This is a genomic window from Streptococcus sp. 517s (assembly GCF_054445985.1).
In genome coordinates, this window is record NZ_CM136847.1 from 1297071 (window position 1) to 1310839 (window position 13769).

The 13769-nt window shown below is 39.5% G+C and carries 15 protein-coding genes and 1 tRNA gene; 3 read left to right on the top strand and 13 right to left on the bottom strand.

Features of this window, described 5'->3' with window-relative positions; genetic code table 11:
* Window positions 1-96 precede the first annotated feature (96 nt).
* Both ACVX3R_RS06615 and typA read right to left on the bottom strand, forming a co-directional pair.
* Window positions 97-351, bottom strand: a complete 255-nt coding sequence (locus ACVX3R_RS06615) for a DUF3165 family protein (protein ID WP_458794634.1) — start codon at window positions 349-351, stop codon at window positions 97-99.
* Window positions 352-370: 19 nt separating this feature from the next.
* Window positions 371-2212, bottom strand: a complete 1842-nt coding sequence (gene typA, locus ACVX3R_RS06620; protein ID WP_000164116.1) for a translational GTPase TypA — start codon at window positions 2210-2212, stop codon at window positions 371-373.
* A gap of 160 nt (window positions 2213-2372) precedes the next feature.
* Here typA and ACVX3R_RS06625 point away from each other — a divergent pair, with 160 nt between their 5' ends.
* Complete coding sequence (locus ACVX3R_RS06625) at window positions 2373-3098, top strand: 16S rRNA pseudouridine(516) synthase (RefSeq protein ID WP_001235071.1); 726 nt, start codon at window positions 2373-2375, stop codon at window positions 3096-3098.
* Window positions 3099-3138: 40 nt separating this feature from the next.
* Here the strand turns inward: ACVX3R_RS06625 and ACVX3R_RS06630 are convergent, their stop codons facing one another.
* The 3 genes from ACVX3R_RS06630 to ACVX3R_RS06640 all read right to left on the bottom strand — a co-directional run bounded on the left by ACVX3R_RS06630 (window position 3139) and on the right by ACVX3R_RS06640 (window position 4053).
* A complete protein-coding gene (locus ACVX3R_RS06630) occupies window positions 3139-3372 on the bottom strand; it encodes a DUF4190 domain-containing protein (RefSeq protein ID WP_458794635.1) in 234 nt (77 codons plus the stop codon).
* 70 nt (window positions 3373-3442) lie between these two features.
* Entirely contained in the window at window positions 3443-3823 is a 381-nt protein-coding gene (locus ACVX3R_RS06635) for a rhodanese-like domain-containing protein (protein WP_458794636.1), read from the bottom strand.
* On the bottom strand, window positions 3823-4053 hold the full coding sequence (locus ACVX3R_RS06640) for a YqgQ family protein (protein ID WP_004181724.1): 231 nt from the start codon (window positions 4051-4053) through the stop codon (window positions 3823-3825). The genes ACVX3R_RS06635 and ACVX3R_RS06640 overlap by 1 nt, the downstream gene beginning before the upstream one ends.
* Window positions 4054-4155: 102 nt before the next feature.
* Here ACVX3R_RS06640 and ACVX3R_RS06645 point away from each other — a divergent pair, with 102 nt between their 5' ends.
* Both ACVX3R_RS06645 and ACVX3R_RS06650 read left to right on the top strand, forming a co-directional pair.
* Window positions 4156-5064, top strand: coding sequence for a LysR family transcriptional regulator (locus ACVX3R_RS06645; RefSeq protein WP_001222585.1), 909 nt, complete (start codon window positions 4156-4158; stop codon window positions 5062-5064).
* A gap of 57 nt (window positions 5065-5121) precedes the next feature.
* Window positions 5122-6921 (top strand): N-acetylmuramoyl-L-alanine amidase, encoded by a 1800-nt coding sequence (locus ACVX3R_RS06650; RefSeq protein ID WP_458794637.1) that lies wholly within the window; start codon window positions 5122-5124, stop codon window positions 6919-6921.
* A gap of 26 nt (window positions 6922-6947) precedes the next feature.
* On the opposite strand, the gene ACVX3R_RS06655 is transcribed toward ACVX3R_RS06650, so the two are convergent.
* The 8 genes from ACVX3R_RS06655 to ACVX3R_RS06690 form a co-directional block, all read right to left on the bottom strand.
* On the bottom strand, window positions 6948-7265 hold the full coding sequence (locus tag ACVX3R_RS06655; RefSeq protein WP_458794638.1) for a hypothetical protein: 318 nt from the start codon (window positions 7263-7265) through the stop codon (window positions 6948-6950).
* Window positions 7266-7456: 191 nt separating this feature from the next.
* Window positions 7457-7529: transfer RNA gene (locus ACVX3R_RS06660), tRNA-Thr, on the bottom strand.
* 100 nt (window positions 7530-7629) lie between these two features.
* A complete protein-coding gene (locus tag ACVX3R_RS06665) occupies window positions 7630-8415 on the bottom strand; it encodes an ABC transporter permease (RefSeq protein WP_045498476.1) in 786 nt (261 codons plus the stop codon).
* Window position 8416: 1 nt separating this feature from the next.
* On the bottom strand, window positions 8417-9235 hold the full coding sequence (locus ACVX3R_RS06670) for an ABC transporter permease (RefSeq protein ID WP_458794639.1): 819 nt from the start codon (window positions 9233-9235) through the stop codon (window positions 8417-8419).
* 1 nt (window position 9236) lies between these two features.
* Window positions 9237-10229, bottom strand: coding sequence for an ABC transporter ATP-binding protein (locus ACVX3R_RS06675; RefSeq protein ID WP_458794640.1), 993 nt, complete (start codon window positions 10227-10229; stop codon window positions 9237-9239).
* Window positions 10230-10521: 292 nt separating this feature from the next.
* On the bottom strand, window positions 10522-11682 hold the full coding sequence (locus tag ACVX3R_RS06680) for an XRE family transcriptional regulator (protein ID WP_084853772.1): 1161 nt from the start codon (window positions 11680-11682) through the stop codon (window positions 10522-10524).
* 26 nt (window positions 11683-11708) lie between these two features.
* Window positions 11709-12422, bottom strand: a complete 714-nt coding sequence (locus ACVX3R_RS06685; RefSeq protein WP_458794641.1) for a DUF5986 family protein — start codon at window positions 12420-12422, stop codon at window positions 11709-11711.
* A 418-nt stretch (window positions 12423-12840) separates the two neighbouring features.
* Entirely contained in the window at window positions 12841-13722 is an 882-nt protein-coding gene (locus ACVX3R_RS06690) for a class II fructose-bisphosphate aldolase (protein ID WP_001019007.1), read from the bottom strand.
* Between the last annotated feature and the right edge of the window lie 47 nt (window positions 13723-13769).

Below are 13769 nucleotides of genomic sequence, written 5' to 3' on the forward strand. Positions count from 1 at the left end.
CCTACTATTTTACCATTTTTATGGAAATAATACTAAGCGAAAATGCTCTAGTCCTCATTCTGACATCGAAAAAGAGAGCCGTAGCTCTCTTTCTATTTATCTTCTTTTGTTCTTTTTTACTGGCATGAGCGTAATGTCTCTCAAGCTAAAGTAAGCTAGTGCCAACATGGCGATTGTGACAAAGAATTCTGTCGGTAATTGGAAGATTTGCAAGATGGACAACATCAGCAAAATCAAGAGTGCAACAACTACAAAAACCAAGATAACGATGTTGACTGTTCCTTTGATACTTTGGGGTGTCGCAAATACATAGAGTAGTAATAAGAGTATCCCTATGATTAAATAGACCATCTTTATCTCTTTCTAGCTCTTATTCAGCTGATTTTTTCTTCTTATTGGCTTTTTCACGTTCCGCTTTGTTGAGGATTTGCTTACGCAGGCGGATTGATTCTGGCGTTACTTCCATGTACTCATCGTCATTCAAGAACTCAAGAGACTCTTCAAGTGTCAAGATACGAGGTGTCTTGATAACCGCTGTTTGGTCCTTAGTAGCTGAACGGACGTTGGTCATTTGTTTGGCCTTAGTGATGTTAACTGTCAAGTCATTTTCACGAGAGTTTTCACCAATGATCATTCCTTCGTAAACTTCAGTACCTGGGTTGACAAAGATTGTACCACGCTCTTCGATAGACATGATTGAGTATGTTGTAGCCTTACCAGCATCGATGGAAACAAGGGCACCACGGTGACGACCACCGATTTCACCTGGAATCAATGGCAAGTATTGGTCAAAGGTATGGTTCATGATACCGTAACCACGAGTCATTGACAAGAACTCAGTTGAGTATCCAATCAAACCACGCGCTGGAACAAGGAAGACCAAACGAGTTTGACCATTACCAGTTGAAATCATATCCAACATTTCACCCTTACGTTCAGAAAGGCTTTGGATAACAGATCCTTGGTATTCTTCTGGAGTGTCGATTTGAACACGTTCAAATGGCTCACATTTAACACCATCGATTTCTTTTACGATAACTTCTGGACGAGATACTTGAAGCTCATAACCCTCACGACGCATGGTTTCGATCAGGATTGACAAGTGCAATTCTCCACGACCTGAAACAGTCCATTTATCTGGTGAGTCCGTTGGGTCAACACGAAGGGAAACGTCTGTTTGCAATTCTGCTTGCAAGCGTTCTTCTACCTTACGAGAAGTCACCCATTTCCCTTCACGACCTGCAAATGGTGAATTATTTACCAAGAAGGTCATTTGAAGAGTTGGTTCATCGATATGTAGGATTGGAAGAGGTTCAATGGCATCCGTCGGAGTAATAGTTTCACCAACAAAGATATCTTCCATACCGGATACGGCAATCAAGTCACCTGCTTTGGCTTCTTGGATTTCACGACGTTCCAAACCAAAGAAACCGAAGAGTTTTGTTACACGGAAGTTCTTCGTTGTGCCATCTAGTTTAGAAAGAGTAACTTGGTCCCCAACTTTCACACTACCACGGAAGACACGACCGATACCGATACGACCTACGAAGTCATTGTAGTCTAAAAGTGACACTTGGAACTGCAAAGGCTCATCTGAGTTGTCTACTGGAGCTGGGATATGGTCAATAATCGTGTCAAAGATTGGTGCCATTGTTTTTTCTTGATCAGCTGGATCGTCTGACAATGAAGATGTTCCGTTAATCGCTGAAGCATAAACAACTGGGAAATCAAGCTGGTCATCATCTGCACCAAGCTCGATGAAGAGTTCCAAGACTTCGTCCACTACTTCTGCTGGACGAGCTGATGGTTTGTCGATTTTGTTGACAACCACGATTGGGACAAGGTCTTGTTCCAAGGCTTTTTTCAATACGAAACGAGTCTGTGGCATGGTTCCTTCGTAGGCATCTACGACTAAGACAACACCGTCAACCATTTTCATGATACGCTCAACTTCTCCACCGAAGTCCGCGTGTCCTGGTGTGTCCATGATATTAATACGAGTTCCGTTGTAGGCAACGGCTGTATTTTTAGCAAGGATGGTAATTCCACGCTCTTTCTCGATATCATTTGAGTCCATAGCGCGCTCTGCCAATTCAGTACGTGCATCAAGAGTTTCAGATTGTTTCAATAATTCGTCAACGAGGGTTGTTTTCCCGTGGTCAACGTGGGCGATAATCGCAATGTTACGGATATCTTCTCTTAATTTTGTCATGATTTCCTCTATAATATTCAAAATTTATTTTCTAACTGAGCAATTATACCATATTTTCAAGTAAATAACATAATTCAAGCAAGTGTAAATGTTTTCACTCCGCTTTTATAGTCAAGGCAACTCTTTTCAAAGTCAGAGACTTATGATAAGATAAGCTGGTATGCGTTTAGATAGATTATTAGCCCAAGAAAAGATCAGTCGCAAGGCTATGAAACAGGCACTTCTGAAAAAAGAAATCCTAGTGGATGAGTGTCCAGCTCGCTTCCTCTCTCAAAATGTCGACACTGGATTACAGAAATTAGTCTTTCAAGGACGGCAGATTCAAGGATACGAGCACAACTACCTCATGCTTCATAAGCCAAACGGAGTCGTTACAGCTAGCAGGGATAAGAACCTACCAACCGTCATGGACCTCCTTTCACCTGACATTCAGTCTGACCAGATCTATGCTATCGGCAGATTAGACCGCGATACGACGGGACTGCTGCTTTTGACAGACAATGGACCTTTAGGATTCCAACTCCTCCATCCCCAGTACCATGTCGATAAATCCTATCAAGTGGTGGTAAACGGACCGCTCACCCCAGACCATATCCAGCGGTTTAAGGAAGGAATCGTCTTTTTAGACGGAACCACTTGTAAACCTGCAACGCTAGAAATTCTGTCCTCAAGTCCTTCCTCTAGTCAAGCCACCATCACCATTTCAGAAGGAAAATTTCATCAGGTGAAAAAAATGTTTTTCTCGGTTGGTGTCAAAGTTGTCTCTCTCAAACGAGTTCAGTTCGGTGATTTTACGTTAGATTCAGAGCTTGCAGAAGGGCAATACCGATTCTTAAACCAAGAAGAATTAGAAATTATTAAAATCTATTTAGAGATGAGTCGATAAAACAAAAAAAGCTTTATGTTTAAAGCTTTTTGTTTATTGCTTATCTTAAAATTAAAAATACTGCGACGGTTACAATCCAGTTAAGTACAGAAACCACAAGTCCTACAATATTCAGAATTTTTTCTGTTTTATAGGCTAATTGAGATTCTTTTTGATATGAAATAGCCAAGACCAATCCTATGATACCCAAAATCAGGCCTACAATTGGAAATAGCAAACCGAGCACAATAGATAGGATACCTAAAACTAGTGAGACTTTTTTCTTTGCTTGCATGCTTAAAAACTCCTTGAAATGATTATTAATTTAGTATATGAGACCGACTTTATAAACTTTTTCCTTGCTCTTAACTGGTCTTCACTTTCCCTTTCCAAGAATCTAGTCCATAAGAAAGGATATAAATCTCAGAGAAACCTTGTTTATTCAGATAAAGTGCTGCATTGGTCACTCGTTGTCCGCGTTGGTTTTCGTAGAGAAGGACAGGTTTATCCTTGCGAATGGCTACAAGGCTTGACTTCAACTGATTTGAAGGAATATTACGGGCTCCGAGGATATGTTTTCTGTGAAATTCTGCTGGGTCGCGCAAATCAATCAACTGCCCTTTCCGAATTAAGGCTTCAAATTCTGCATTGTCCACAATCTTAGCCGCACGACGAATACGAAGGTAGTTATAACCCATCCATGCCACCATTGCCAGTATAAGTGCCCACAAAATCCAAGTAACCATTAGTTCATTTCTCCATTTTTCTCAATATAGTCTAATTCTATCTTGTGCTCTCTACGAAGAACAGCTTCCGCTTCTAGGTAATCTAGCTTGTCCATCAAACCTGCATCATAGATCCGAGAGAGTTCGAGCTTCATCAGTTCAATATCATACAAGCGCTTCCCCATGTAAACAATAATGCCAAACTGTTTGAGAAATTGCTGCACATCATAGAATGTTTTCATAGCTTTCATTCTAACAGATTTTAGACTTTTTTTCAATACTGGACCGACTCTTTCCCCCTATTTTCTTCGTCTTCATTGCCCATTCTTCCGCAAGTATGGTACAATAAAAACATGAGAATTCAACAACTACACTATATTATCAAAATTGTCGAAACTGGCTCTATGAATGAGGCAGCCAAGCAACTCTTTATCACTCAACCCAGTCTCTCTAATGCTGTTCGAGACTTGGAAAATGAAATGGGCATTGAAATCTTTATCCGCAATCCCAAGGGCATTACCTTGACCCGTGATGGGATGGAGTTTCTCTCCTATGCCCGTCAAGTTGTCGAGCAAACCCAACTTCTGGAGGAACGCTATAAAAATCCTGTCGCCCACCGCGAACTCTTTAGCGTCTCGTCTCAACACTACGCCTTTGTAGTCAATGCCTTTGTCTCCCTGCTCAAGAAAAGTGATATGGAGAAATACGAACTTTTCCTTCGTGAAACTCGCACTTGGGAGATTATCGACGACGTCAAGAACTTCCGTAGTGAGGTTGGTGTCCTCTTTTTGAACAGTTACAACCGCGATGTTTTAACGAAAATGCTAGATGACAACCACCTCTTAGCCCACCACCTCTTTACCGCTCAACCCCATATCTTTGTTAGCAAGACCAACCCTCTAGCTAAAAAAGACAAGGTCAAACTGGCTGATTTGGAAGACTTTCCTTATCTGAGTTATGACCAGGGGACGCACAACTCCTTCTACTTTTCAGAGGAGATTCTTTCACAAGAGCACCACAAGAAATCCATCGTGGTCAGTGACCGTGCCACTCTCTTTAATCTCTTGATTGGTTTGGATGGTTACACCATCGCAACAGGGATTTTGAATAGCAACCTCAACGGAGACAACATCGTTTCCATTCCACTAGACATTGACGACCCGATTGAACTAGTCTATATCCAGCATGAAAAAACCAGCCTGTCTAAGATGGGCGAACGCTTTATCGAATACTTACTAGAAGAAGTTCAATTTGATAGTTGATAAACCATCAGACATATTTTATAATATTTCTTAGAAAATAATGATTGGAGAATATCGTTGAAAAAGTTTATATTGGCAAGTGCTGTTATCCTTTCAATAGCAGGGTTGGCGCAAGCACCTATCTATGCGGAAGAAAACAATGCTAATCCTCCTGCTATCACCGAACAAAGCAACTCTAAGGAAGATAAGAAAGATCTTTCAACTAAAACTGAAGAGGAGGTTGCAACACTTCCAAAAGAAAAGGCAAAAGAAGAAGCTCCTAAAAAGGAAGGATGGCAGGAAGAAAATAAACAGTGGCGTTTCTATGAAAACAATCAGCCTGTCCTCAAATGGAAAAAAATTCAAGATAAGTGGTACTATTTTGACCAAGAGGGAAATCGACTCAGTGATACCATCTTTGATGGCTATGTTCTCAATAAAGACGGAGTCATGGTAGAAAATGGCTGGGTAGCTCTTGAGGGTAAATGGTACTACGCCAGTGAGTCTGGAAAAATCATCCAACAAACATGGAAAAAAATCGGAGGAATTTGGTACTACTTTGACAAAGATGGTGTCATGCTCAGTCAGACAATCGTTGATGGTTATCTCCTTACTAAAAGCGGGGCCATGGCTGAGAATGGCTGGGTGAAGATTGACCAAAATTGGTATTATGTCACACCATCTGGCAGAATCTCGCAAGACAAGTGGGAAAAAGTAAACGGTTCTTGGTATTATTTTGACAAAAGCGGCGTGATGCTCAGCAAAACGACTGTTGGTGCTTACCTGCTCGGCAGTAGCGGGGCCATGGTGGAAAACTCCTGGGTGAAGATTGACCAAAATTGGTATTACGCTAATGAATATGGGAAATACAGCCAAGACAAATGGGAGAAAATAAAAGGAACTTGGTACGCTTTTGAACAAAATGGAGTTATGCTTTCCAATAAATGGAAAGGAAGCTACTACCTTAAATCTAGTGGAGCCATGGCGGAAAAAGAGTGGATCTTTGACAAGGCCTACAACAGTTGGTTCTATCTAAAAGCGGATGGAACCTATGCGGCTCGTGAATGGATTGGAGCCTACTATCTCAAGTCTGGTGGCTATATGGCCAAGAATGAGTGGATTTACGACGACTATTACAAGGCTCGTTACTATTTGGACGATAGCGGACATTATGTATCAGGGACCTACAAGATAGACGGAAAGGAACACCTGTTCCAAAAATACGGCCAATGGATTTCTGAAGTTTCAACAGAAGGTGGATTTGTAAAAGGTCAATACAGCAATACCATTTTCCTAGATCCCGGACATGGTGGTCGAGATTCAGGTGCCTTTTACTACAATGTAGCTGAAAAAGATCTCAACATGCAAATCTATCGCAAACTGCGTAAGAAATTAGAAGAATTAGGTTATACTGTCCTCACATCACGTGACAGTGATATCGATGTTGATTTTAAGACTGAGCGTTCAAAAATGGTAAATAAAACCAACTCTGATATCTTTATCAGTATCCATTTCAATGCAACTGGTAGCGCATACTCAAAAGCAAGTGGTATTCAAACGTACTCCTATAGCGATGAACCCGACTATCCAAGCAAGATTAATCAATACTGGCACAACCATCCTGATCGTATGAGTGAAAGCAAACGCCTCGCTGCTGCTATCCACTCCTCTCTTCTAGCAGAAACAGGAGCTAAGGACGCTGGCTTATTGGAAAGCAGTTTTGCCGTTCTACGCGAAACTGCCAAACCAGCCGTCCTCCTAGAACTCGGTTATATGGATAATTTCACTGAAAATCAACGGATTCGTGATGATCGATACCAAGATAGACTAGTCGCAGGCATTGTGAAAGGCATCCAAAAATACTACGCTGGTAAATAAAAAGTCTCGAGAAACCTCGAGACTTTTTATTTGTCTTCTTTTTTATATTTATCAGGACAGAGGTAGCCAAGTCCTATACAAGCTAGCACTCCTGCACCAATTACCAAACCACTTGAAATTGGTAAAAGATCCAAAATGGCATTTGCAATGATAAAGGCAATAATCAAGCACATCAGACTAGCCTTGTAGTCTTTTTTCAAAAAGTTTTCTAGAGTGAAATAGAGGAACAAACCTACTGGAATCAATGACCAGAGGTTGACATCCAAACTTGGCCATCCAACAGAACCAAAATACAATACTACCGCTGCCGCTACTAAAAATACGATTCCCAATAATTTTTTCATTTTTTGTCTCCATTTTCTTTTTTAGGAACCTGAATTGTCTGACATTAACCCTTCACGCCCTTTACAAAAATCATTATAGCAGAGGATTTTTTCAAGAACAAGCCTTTTTGCCTATCTGGTCTCTATCTCGGTCTAAGTGGTTGAATATTATCGACAACAAAAAAAGAAGCCTTAATTGGGCTTCTTGATTCTGCCGATTGCAGGGCTTGAACCTGTGACCTACGCGTTACGAGTGCGTTGCTCTACCAACTGAGCTAAATCGGCGGTTACCCTTTTAGTATAGCACTCTGAGAATAGATGTCAAGAAATTTTTATCTCCATTAGAAAAAGCCTGTCCTGAGACAAGGCTTTGAGATTCTTCCTTTTACGAACCCGCACTTTCGTAGGCATCTAAGCCCCTGTCCCATAGTTTCAAAGAAATGAAAAAGAAGACAAGAGAAATCAGAATCAAACCACCGATATTAAAGAGCCCATCCTTGTCCTGCAAGAAATAGCTAGCCGGATAGTAGGCCGTAAAGGCGAAAGGCACGATAAAGCTAATCAACCAGCGAAGAAGCGAATTGTAAATGGAAATCGGGTACTTGGCAAAATCATTGAACATATAGAAAATGTATATCATGGCGCCTGACTGCTTGGTCCAAAAAGCGATACTGGCGGTCGCGATTTTCAAGGAAGTATAAATCAAGGTCGCAAAAGGAATACAGACTAGGAAAAGCAGGAATTTGGGAAGAGTCCAAGCAATGCTAGTCACCGTAGTCCCTAGTAAAATGCCACCGACCAATAGTTCGCCCAAGGCATCAATCTGAAAGGTCTCGACGAGGATGTGAAAGAGAGGATTGATAGGACGAGTCAGATACTTGTCAAACTCTCCCTTTCGCACCAAGCGCTGCCCCAGTGCCCAAAGATTATCAAAAAAGAGATGGTCCAGTCCCTTGGGAATCAAGGAAAAACCATAGATAAAGGCAATCTCTTGAAAGGTCCAGCCTTCTAGCGAGGGAATGTGTTGAAAGATGACATTGAGAAATAAAAGATTCAAGCCTTGAGTCAGAAAGACTCCTAACACACCAACCACAAAATCCACCTTATATTCCATGATTTGTTTGATGTATTGTCTGATAAAAATCAGATGCATGCGTTGATATTTTTTCATACTAACCTCCTTGAATGGTGATGAATGACTGGACTCGTTTCCAAATCAACTGAGACAAGCCCACCATCACTAAAAGCCAGAAAAACTGTAGCAAGATAGCTTGAAAAATCTGACTGGCATCGTATTTCCCAACAATGATCATGACCGGAGTATAGATCAAAGATGAAAAAGGCAAGAAGGACAAAATATCTGAAACCACCTTAGGAAAGAAATCCAAAGGAATCAAGCTTCCAGACATAAAGGCCACTAAGGAAGTCTTGAGTAGATTAGAACCCCATAGATTTTTAAATACAAAGGCTGAAAATCCAAAGCAGATATTAAAGAAAAAGTTAATCAGATAGGCCAGCGTTAAGCTAAAAAGATAAAGGACCGTTAAGCCTAGCACTTCTACAATTCCTTGCCCCGATAAGACTTTCATCAAAACAATGACACTTAAAAATGGCAGTCCAACAGAGATAAAAATCAACCACTTGGAACCAAGCTCGGTGAATAGGTAAGAGGCCGCAAAATGCACTGGTCGCAGCAAGCGCATGATAATGGAGCCATCCTTGACCTCCTCCCCAATCATAAAGGAGCTATCTGACTTGGTTAACAGATTGGTCACAAAACTCATGATGATGTAGAGGGTGATATCTGCCATACTGAATCCCTGAATCAAAGGCTCTTGCGAGGAATCAAAGACAGCCTTCCAGAGATAAAAGGCCACAAAAGCCCCCATCACATCGCCAATCCGATAAAGAAGAAAGTTGACTCGATAGGTGATCAACTCCTGAACCCCTGCATTGATAAAGGGTTTATAACGTCTCCACAATTTGACCATCTTAAAGCTCCTTCCGATAGAAGCGACGGATAATATCCTCAATATCCGTATCCACCATCTTCAAATCACGGATTTCAAAATCAGATAGGGTTTGCTTGATAATATCAGCCGACTGGTAGCGGGAACTATCAAATTCAATATTGAGGCTATTTCCTTGTCTATCAATGGTCATATCAGGTAGGCCTTCATAGTGAGAAAAGAGATGACTCTGCCCTGGCACCAATTCAAAGGAAAGAGTCTTCATCTTGCCAAAGGTTTCCTTGAGCCGGCTCACCGTTCCATCAAAAATCTCCTGCCCCTTATCAATCATAAAAATTCGATCACAGAGTTGCTCAATATCACTCAGATCGTGAGTGGTCAAGAGAATGGTTGTTTCTTCCTCCTGATTGATCTGGGTAATGGCACGACGAATGTTATCCTTGACCGAAACGTCCAAACCAATGGTCGGCTCATCTAAAAAGAGAACCTTAGGATTGTGGAGCAAGGAAGCCGCAATGTCCGCCCGCATCCGTTGACCAAGTGAAAGAGTTCGCACGGGATCCTTGATAAAGTCCTTCAAATCCAAGACTTCATTTAAAAAGTCCATGCGCTTATGGAAAAGAGAGTCTGGCACATCGTAAATTTCTTTTAACACCGTGTAGGTTTCTTGCAGAGCCAAATCCCACCATAGCTGGGTGCGTTGTCCAAATACCACTCCAATATCCTTGACATAGTCTTGGCGATTGTCCTGCGGAATTTTGCCATTAATCCGACAAAAACCAGACGTCGGTTTCAAAATCCCTGTCAGCATTTTGATGGTTGTCGACTTCCCAGCACCATTGGCTCCGATAAAGCCTAAAATTTGGCCCTTGGGTACCTCAAAAGTCAAATCCTTGACCGCTTCAAAGGTCTGCTTTTCAGGATGAATAAAGGAGCGCAAAGCTCCCTTTAACCCCGGCTCCTTTACTGTCTTCACAAAATTCTTCTGAAGATGTTCCACTTCTATCATTGCCATATCTATCTCCCTGTCGCAAGGAATAGCAATATTGTATTTTTGACTACAAATATTCTAAATCCTTACTTTCTAACCCCTCTACATTTTATTATTACAGAAGGCTTTATACCAACCTATTATAGTCCAATAAAAAATGGAATGCAAGCGTTTGCCTACAGATTGTGAAATTAGAGATTTTACTCTTAAAATAATAGTTTTAATCAAAAATTCTGGTTTAGTAGTTTCCTTAAACCACCAAAAAACCTGCCCATTGGGCAGGCTACGAATTGTAAAAAGTACACTTTGGACTATTCTATGTTCTTCTTATTCTTTCTTTAGTAAGACTAATAATATTTGGATACCTATCATTCAGTTCATCAAGATATCCTGCCTCTAAGCCACATAAATCCTCAATTAAAAAATTCGGCAATAATTTATTGTATACTCTATATATATCAGCAGATATATCCATCACAATTCTATTTTCCACTAATAGCTCTACTGACTGTTTTAAAGATAGAGGATTACTAATCAATTTCGTTGAGTCTAAGGGCTCATTTTTTCTCCAACCTCTGTAACTAAGCTTCTTATACAAGTTTGTATACTCATTGGAATCTATGATATTCAATGACTTAGCACGCATTATCATCATACTAATTGAGACTTGCCAAATTCTTTTTAGATACCTGTAGTACTCTAGATCATTTTCATACCCAATGAGAGAAGCTTTAAACGAATCCATTGGCAATAGAAATTCAGCCGCAAACTCATTCGCTTCGTCTTCCATTTGCTTATATTCAATTGCTCCCATGTCTTGAGGTGACTTACAACTTTCATGCATTAACCAATGTCCTAATTCATGGGCTAAACTAAACTGCTGACGATAGAATGAATACTCTGTCCCCTCTAACATAACAACATAATACTCATTATTATTTACTTTGACAGCTGAACCAAAAGCATCAACTTTATCACTCTGAGTGTCTATTCTAGAAATAACAAAACCTTTTTCTTCCATCAACAACGACAAGTTATCAATTGGTCTATCTCCAAGTTCCCATTTCTCTCTTATGTAGCTTGCGTATTCTTGTGGAGTATAGTCTAAACCAGAAAGACCCCAGTCAAGATTTGGAAAATCAATAAATTCTCCCAAATAATCTCTTATTAAAGCAACATAGTTTTTATTTATTTCTGCAGGCATTTTTTCTGTTTGAGTCGCTGTGTAACGACTTCTAAAAAATGTGCCTGTAGAACTTAAGCTAAAATTATCATTTCCAAAAAAGAAATCTCTCGGAAACTTTAATTTCTTTTCCAATATTTCTAACGATTCTTCACTTGGAGTTGCTCGTCCTTTTTCATATTTAGAAACCATTTGTTTTGAAACGTTTAAAAACTCTGCAATCTGAGTAATACTTTTTTTGTTAAAAAGTCTTGCCTCTTTTAAGCGAGCACCATTAAAACTAATCTGAAGCATTATTTACTCCTATTTTATATAAAATATTATAATTTAGTATTCTCTTCCTTCTTTTCAACAGGAAGACTAACATGCTTTTGTGACTCCAATTGTTTCTGTACGTCAGATTTCAATGCAACAAGAGGTTTTTCAGGATTATTTCCACGTCCATCTTCTTCAAGTTTTGTAAAATCAAATTCTGTGATATTTACAGCATCAATAAATTCACAAAAGGCATTTACCTGATTAACAATCACTTCTTTAGTTTTTTTATCAAAGGTAACAACCCTAATCTCATCAATCGAATTATAATGATCTCCCAATAATTTCTTCGCTTGTTCAATTTGTGAATCACTCAACCCATCATCATCCAGATCATTAAATAATTCAATGGATAGTTTACCGTCTTCTTTTCCATTTAAATGAGAATTTTTCGCACGTGCTATACAAGTAAGATAGTGATGCTTTTCGTATTTATTAGTTACATCTTCAAATCTTTTCTTCATCATAAAAACATATAGGACACCCTCAATAATTACTCCTCTTGCCGTCCACAGAGCGCCCATATACATAGTGGGTGATATTAAACCATTTACTTTGGCGGTGTTTACAATATCACGATAAATAAAATCCCAAGTTAAAATTGGTAGACTATTCTTAGTTTCAAACTCATTATCATAAAATATTTTCTCAATATCTTTCTTGCGACTTGTTGAAAATACTTGAGCAAACTTAAAGATTTGGGTTGGTAAATTTTCCATAGAACACCTCTTTGAAATTTATAGTCTTATTTTAAGATTTTATTTCAAAAAAGTCAACTATTATTGGTTTTTATTATTATTTTTTATCTCCCTTATCTATTTGGATGCTTTTAATACTTAGATCACGAAACTAGAAAAATCATATTGTTATTTTGAATGAAAGTTCTATCATTAATTTAGCTACTCTGTATTCTTAAAAATTAGGTGTTCCAATTTACTTTGGGAAAGACAGTTATTTCCTTTGAAAACAGGCGTAAAGCTGTTATATTTGTTAGCCAAGGGTAGTCTTAGAATCATTGTAAAAAATTACATTCGTTTAGCAGCTTTGGATATAGTAGTCTTAAGTATATTCTCCATAAAAATAAACACAAAAAACCTGCCCAATGGCAGGTTTCTCTTTCTATATTGTTCAGCTAAATTAAGCTTTACCTTCTGAACCGAATACATCGATACGTTCTTCAACAGCTTCTGTAATTGCTTCGAAACCTGGTTTCAAGAATTTACGTGGGTCAAAGAGTTTCTTCTTATCGTATTCTGCTTCGTTTGCTTCGTATTCAGCAACAAATTTACGAGTTGCGTTAGCAAATGCGATTTGGCATTCAGTGTTAACGTTAACTTTCGCAACACCAAGTTTGATAGCTGCTTGGATTTGGTCATCAGGAATACCTGAACCACCATGCAATACGATTGGGAAGCCTGGAACTGCTTCTGTCAATTTTTGCAAGTGATCAAGGTGAAGACCTTTCCAGTTTGCTGGGTAAGGACCGTGGATGTTACCGATACCAGCTGCCAAAAAGTCAATACCAGTTGCAACCATTGCTTTAGCATCTTCAATTGGAGCCAATTCGCCATCACCAATGATTCCGTCTTCTTCACCACCGATAGTACCAACTTCAGCTTCTACTGATACGCCGTTTGCATGAGCAAATTCTACAACTTTACGAGCTTTTTCAAGGTTTTCTTCAACTGGAAGGTGTGAACCGTCAAACATAACTGAAGTATAACCAACTCGGATACATTCAAGTGCATCTTCATAATGACCATGGTCAAGGTGAATAGCAACTGGTACAGTAATTCCCATTGATTCTACAAGGTTTTCGATGAGAAGTTTACATACTTTGTAACCACCCATGTATTTCGCAGCACCCATAGAAGTTTGGATCAAAACTGGAGCTTTTTTAGCTTCTGCTGCACGCAAGATAGCTTGAGTCCACTCAAGGTTGTTTGTGTTAAATCCACCAACTGCATAACCGTTGTCACGAGCTGCTTGGACAAATTTTTCTGCTGAAACGATTGCCATTTTATCAGGCCTCCTGTATATTTTTATGGGTCAACCCATTTACATTG

Bases quoted from the DNA above. Each gene is read 5' to 3' on its own strand.
- ACVX3R_RS06645 (WP_001222585.1), top strand. From the start codon at position 4,156: ATGAGAATTCAACAACTACACTATATTATCAAAATTGTCGAAACTGGC.
- ACVX3R_RS06615 (WP_458794634.1), bottom strand. From the start codon at position 351: ATGGTCTATTTAATCATAGGGATACTCTTATTACTACTCTATGTATTT.
- ACVX3R_RS06640 (WP_004181724.1), bottom strand. From the start codon at position 4,053: ATGAAAGCTATGAAAACATTCTATGATGTGCAGCAATTTCTCAAACAG.
- ACVX3R_RS06655 (WP_458794638.1), bottom strand. From the start codon at position 7,265: ATGAAAAAATTATTGGGAATCGTATTTTTAGTAGCGGCAGCGGTAGTA.
- ACVX3R_RS06680 (WP_084853772.1), bottom strand. From the start codon at position 11,682: ATGCTTCAGATTAGTTTTAATGGTGCTCGCTTAAAAGAGGCAAGACTT.
- ACVX3R_RS06675 (WP_458794640.1), bottom strand. From the start codon at position 10,229: ATGGCAATGATAGAAGTGGAACATCTTCAGAAGAATTTTGTGAAGACA.
- ACVX3R_RS06690 (WP_001019007.1), bottom strand. From the start codon at position 13,722: ATGGCAATCGTTTCAGCAGAAAAATTTGTCCAAGCAGCTCGTGACAAC.
- ACVX3R_RS06685 (WP_458794641.1), bottom strand. From the start codon at position 12,422: ATGGAAAATTTACCAACCCAAATCTTTAAGTTTGCTCAAGTATTTTCA.
- ACVX3R_RS06670 (WP_458794639.1), bottom strand. From the start codon at position 9,235: ATGGTCAAATTGTGGAGACGTTATAAACCCTTTATCAATGCAGGGGTT.
- ACVX3R_RS06630 (WP_458794635.1), bottom strand. From the start codon at position 3,372: ATGCAAGCAAAGAAAAAAGTCTCACTAGTTTTAGGTATCCTATCTATT.
- typA (WP_000164116.1), bottom strand. From the start codon at position 2,212: ATGACAAAATTAAGAGAAGATATCCGTAACATTGCGATTATCGCCCAC.
- ACVX3R_RS06665 (WP_045498476.1), bottom strand. From the start codon at position 8,415: ATGAAAAAATATCAACGCATGCATCTGATTTTTATCAGACAATACATC.
- ACVX3R_RS06625 (WP_001235071.1), top strand. From the start codon at position 2,373: ATGCGTTTAGATAGATTATTAGCCCAAGAAAAGATCAGTCGCAAGGCT.
- ACVX3R_RS06635 (WP_458794636.1), bottom strand. From the start codon at position 3,823: ATGGTTACTTGGATTTTGTGGGCACTTATACTGGCAATGGTGGCATGG.